Origin of the sequence: Blastococcus sp. MG754426 (assembly GCF_021699055.1) — a bacterium.
Classification (GTDB): domain Bacteria; phylum Actinomycetota; class Actinomycetes; order Mycobacteriales; family Geodermatophilaceae; genus Blastococcus.
In genome coordinates this window covers 1-4,232 of sequence record NZ_SSXC01000141.1, presented here as the reverse complement: position 1 = coordinate 4,232, position 4,232 = coordinate 1, and the positions used below count along the sequence as shown (strand labels likewise).

The 4,232-nt window shown below is 74.5% G+C and carries 5 protein-coding genes; 2 read left to right on the top strand and 3 right to left on the bottom strand.

What is annotated here, in order from left to right; all coding sequences use genetic code 11:
• Nucleotides 1–741, bottom strand: a 741-nt coding sequence (locus E9549_RS22565; RefSeq protein ID WP_236828838.1) for a GntR family transcriptional regulator, incomplete at its 3' end; no start/stop codon positions are given.
• Nucleotides 742–1,420: 679 nt separating this feature from the next.
• On the opposite strand from E9549_RS22565, the gene E9549_RS22560 reads away from it, so the two are divergent.
• Both E9549_RS22560 and E9549_RS22555 read left to right on the top strand, forming a co-directional pair.
• Nucleotides 1,421–1,651 carry a DUF302 domain-containing protein gene (locus E9549_RS22560; protein WP_236828837.1) on the top strand — a complete coding sequence of 77 codons (231 nt, stop codon included), beginning with the start codon at nucleotides 1,421–1,423 and terminating at the stop codon, nucleotides 1,649–1,651.
• 49 nt (nucleotides 1,652–1,700) lie between these two features.
• On the top strand, nucleotides 1,701–3,065 hold the full coding sequence (locus E9549_RS22555) for a rhodanese-like domain-containing protein (protein WP_236828836.1): 1,365 nt from the start codon (nucleotides 1,701–1,703) through the stop codon (nucleotides 3,063–3,065).
• 75 nt (nucleotides 3,066–3,140) lie between these two features.
• Here E9549_RS22555 and E9549_RS22550 read toward each other — a convergent pair whose 3' ends face one another.
• Together E9549_RS22550 and E9549_RS22545 are read right to left on the bottom strand one after the other, a co-directional pair.
• On the bottom strand, nucleotides 3,141–3,407 hold the full coding sequence (locus E9549_RS22550; RefSeq protein WP_236828835.1) for a metal-sensitive transcriptional regulator: 267 nt from the start codon (nucleotides 3,405–3,407) through the stop codon (nucleotides 3,141–3,143).
• A 104-nt stretch (nucleotides 3,408–3,511) separates the two neighbouring features.
• Nucleotides 3,512–4,232, bottom strand: a 721-nt coding sequence (locus E9549_RS22545; protein WP_236828832.1) for a sulfite exporter TauE/SafE family protein, incomplete at its 5' end; no start/stop codon positions are given.

Below are 4,232 nucleotides of genomic sequence, written 5' to 3'. Positions count from 1 at the left end.
CAGCGTGCTGGTCAGGGCGAAGCGGTCGGCCCGGATCAGGGTGTGCCGCCACTCGACGGGGACACCGGAGCTCGTGCCCGTCCGCTCGACGGAGAACACCGCCGACGGCGGCCGCAGGCCGAGGGCGTCGTGCTCGGCCCTGCTCGGGACGACCGCCCGGACCGTCTCCTGCCCGCCCGTGACGGGGATGCCTGTGCGGGCCAGCTCCTCGTACAGGCTGGTGCGGCGGAAGTCGACGTCCAGCAGGGGCTCGCCGATCGAGGCGGGGAGCCAGACGCGGTCGAGCGCCAGGGGTCGGCCGTCGGCCAGGCGCAGCCGCTCGAGGTGCACGAGCGGCGTCGACTCCTCGAGCCCCAGCCGGGGGGCGATGACGCCGTCGGCCCGCACGGTCAGCACGCGGACCACCGACGTCTGCACCAGCCCGCAGGCCTCCACGGAGGAGAACAGCGAGTAGGCCATCCCCGTGGGCTGGGCGATGACCGGGTCGGGCGCGGCGAGCCGGGGGCGCCGGCCTCGGCCGGTGCTGATCACGCCGTCGGCGCGCAGTTGGCGCAACGCCTCGCGGACGGTGTGCCGGCTGACCGAGTACTGGACGCCGAGCGCCAGCTCGCCGGGGAACCCCCCGGTGAACTCGCCGGCGTCCGACCGGTCGCGGAGATCGGCGGCGAGCTGGCGCCACAGCGGGGTGCTCGCGTCGCGGTCCAGCCGTGCCGCCGGCAGGGACGGCGGGGCCTTCGGCATCACGACTCCAGCTGCGCTCACGGGTGGCGGTCGCGCCTCTTGGCGACTCGTGTACGGACAACTGTAACCGAGTTGTCCGGACAAGCTGTCTCGACGTGGATGCGTCAGCAGGAAGTCCTGGTGCCCGCCGCTGCCCCACCCACGCCGTCAGCAACCAGTCGGCCTACGACGGCGCAGGCCCTGCGGGGACCGCTCATCGCGCCGGCCGTGGTCAGGGCGCTGGGCTTCCCGGCCGAACAGTGGTCAGCTGACCGACGACGTGCTGCTCGGTCGCGCCCGCGCCCGCGACCGGTTCACCACGACCATGCGGTCGCAGGAGGCGCTCGACGCGGTCACCGCGGACCCTTGCCCGCGGCATCGGCGACGGGCCGGCTCAGAAGGGGACGGCCGCCCGGTGCGTGTCAGCGATGGCGGAGGCCAGGCGCCGCCACCGCGAACGCCGGGCCGGGGCAGGGCTGCTCGCGAGCGGCGTGGCGGGCGTGCACGCCTCGGCCGGCAGGGCGGGCTGCAGGGGCGCGCCGGTCGTCGACCACGAGCGGGGTCACCGCGAGGAGGCACACGCAGAACGCGGGCCGGCTCGGTGCAAATCCCCAGTACACAGATCGAGAATAGGCAGAGAGCGGCGGCGAGGACAACGCCGCAGGTGCACACCGACCGGCGGTCCGGGGGGAACGGCCACATGGAGTACCGGTGCACCCCCGACCTCGCGCAGCAGGCGCTGGAGGCGGACCGCGGCGTCGGGGTGCTGCTGCCGTGCGACGTCGCGGTCAGCCAGGCCGGTGACGGCTCCACGGTGCAGGTCCTCGACCCGCAGACCATGGTCTGGGTGACCGGCCGGCCCGAACTGCAGCCCATGGCCGGCGAGGCCGGGCGGCGTCTGGGCGCGGCGCTGGCAGCACTCCGGAGCTGATTCCGCCGCCGACGGTTCGTACCCTACGGGGTAGGGAACGACGCCGAGCATGTTCGATGTGCAGACGATCGAGACCCCCAGCCTGGGCGACCGCAGCTACCTCGTCGACGACGGTGAGGTCGCCGTGGTGATCGATCCCCAGCGCGACATCGACCGGGTGCTGGACCTCGTCACCCAGCGTCGCGTGCGGGTCAGCCACGTCCTGGAGTCGCACGTCCACAACGACTACGTCACCGGCGGCCCGGAGCTCGCCCGGCGGGTCGGTGCGGTCTACGTCCTGCCGGCCGGCAGCGGGGCGGAGCTCGACCACGTGGCGGTGTCCGACGGCGACGTGCTCGACGCCGGCCGGATGCGGTTGACGGTGCTGCACACACCCGGGCACACCCACCACCACGTCAGCTATGCCCTGGGCGACGGCAACCGCGAGGTCCAGGCGGTGTTCACCGGCGGGTCCATGCTCTACGGCGCCACCGGCCGCACCGACCTGGTGGGCCCCGAGGCCACCGACGAGCTCACCCACGCCCAGTACCACTCCGTGCGGCGGCTGGCCCGGGAGCTGCCGGCCGAGGCGCAGGTGTTCCCGACCCACGGCTTCGGCAGCTTCTGCTCGGCCACGCCGACCAGCGGCACGTCGTCGACCATCGGCGAGCAGCACCGGGTCAACCCGGCGCTCACGCAGGCCGAGCAGGAGTACGTCGACACCCTGCTCGCCGGGTTGGACGCCTACCCGGCCTACTACGCGCGCATGGCCCCGATCAACCGACGGGGTCCGGCACCGGTGGACCTCTCCCTCCCGGAGCGGGTCGACCCGGCAGAGCTGCGCCGGCGGCTCGAGGCAGGGGAGTGGGTGGTCGACCTGCGTGAGCGCACCGCGTTCGCGGCCGGTCACCTGACCGGTTCGATGAACGTCGAGCTCGGCACCAACTTCGTGACCTACCTCGGGTGGCTGTACCGCTGGGGGGCGCCGCTGACGCTCATCGGGGAGAGCGAGGAGCAGGTGGCCGAGGCCCGCCGCGAGCTGGTGCGGATCGGCGTCGACGAGCTGGCGGGAGCCGCGATCGGGGACGTCGGGTCGCTCGCCGACGGGCAGCCGTTGCGGTCGTACCCGGTGAGCGACTTCGCGGGCCTGGCCGAGGCGATGGAGCGCGGGCCGGTGCAGGTCCTCGACGCGCGGCGCAACGACGAGCGGGCGGCCGGCTTCGTCCGCGGGTCGCAGCACGTCCCGCTGCACGAGCTCGCCGACCGGCTGGACGAGGTGCCGCAGGGCGAGGTGTGGGTCTACTGCGGCTCCGGCTACCGGGCGTCGATCGCTGCCTCCGTGCTGGACCGCCCCGGCCGCTCCGTCGTCCTGGTCAACGACTCCTACGGGGCGGCCGGGGAGGTCGGACTCGAGGTGCAGCCCAAGGGCACCTAGGGCTCCGCGTCCTGGCGGCGCCCGGACGACCGCGGCCCGCACCGGTACCCCGGTGCGGGCCGCGTGGTCGGGTGCTCAGGCGAGCGAGAGGAACAGCTTCTCCAGCCGGGCCCGGTCGAGGGTGTCGCCGTCCTCGCCGGCGGTGATGCACTGCTCGAGGCCGGTGGCGATGATGGCGAACCCGGCCTTGTCCAGCGCCCGGGAGACGGCGGCCAGCTGCGTGACGACGTCCTCGCAGTCGCGGCCCGCCTCCAGCATGCGGATCACTCCTGCGAGCTGGCCTTCGGCGCGCCGGAGCCGCTTGACGACATCACCGACGACCTGGGCGTTCTCGAGCTGCATGTCCTCATCCTCTCGCGGCCGCCGGGCGATACCCGGGCGGGTACTCCTGCGTGGAGCGCCGACCGGTGCGTGGGCATTCCCGGACCCCGAACGGCGGCACGGGGTCAGGCCCCGGCGGGGCGAGGGCCGACGATCCCGGCGTTGCGGAGGGGGCAGCGGGGCACGAACGCCGTGCAGGTCCCCATCGCTGCGGCCACGCCGAGCACGGCGACCAGTGCCGGGAGTCGCGCGCCGTCCGGCGCCTCCTGGACGAGCACGAAGGCGCCCATGCCCAGGACGAACCACCCGAACGCCCGGCGCAACGCATCGGCCGGGACGCGGTCCACCACCCGGGCCCCGAGCAGGCTCCCGACGACGGCGGCGACGGTGACCGCGCCCACGAGGGCCCAGTCGATCGACACGGTGGCCAGGTAGCCGCTCAGCCCGGCGAAGGACTTCATGGCGATGACCAGCAGCGAGGTGCCCACGGCCACGCCCATGGGCAGCCCGCCGAGCAGCGCCAGCGCGGGGACGACGAGGAAGCCGCCGCCCGCGCCGACCAGGCCGGTGACCAGTCCCACGACGACGCCGTCGAGCAGTACCCGGCCCACGGGCAGCTCGGCGTGCGCCTTGGCCGGGTCGACGTCCTGGCGGCCGCGCAGCATGGCCACCGCGGTGGCGACCATCATCACGGCGAAGGCGATCATCAGCAGTTGCCCCGGGAGGTGGCCGCCGACGAACCCGCCGGCCAGCGCGCCGGCCATGCCGGCAGCCCCGAAGAGCAGGCCGGTGCGCCAGCGGACGCGCCCGGCGCGGGCGTGGCCGACCACGCTCACCGCCGCGGTG

What these genes read in the sequence shown, in the direction of transcription:
- E9549_RS22550 (WP_236828835.1), bottom strand. Translation starts at nt 3,407, where the DNA reads ATGCAGCTCGAGAACGCCCAGGTCGTCGGTGATGTCGTCAAGCGGCTC.
- E9549_RS22560 (WP_236828837.1), top strand. Translation starts at nt 1,421, where the DNA reads ATGGAGTACCGGTGCACCCCCGACCTCGCGCAGCAGGCGCTGGAGGCG.
- E9549_RS22555 (WP_236828836.1), top strand. Translation starts at nt 1,701, where the DNA reads ATGTTCGATGTGCAGACGATCGAGACCCCCAGCCTGGGCGACCGCAGC.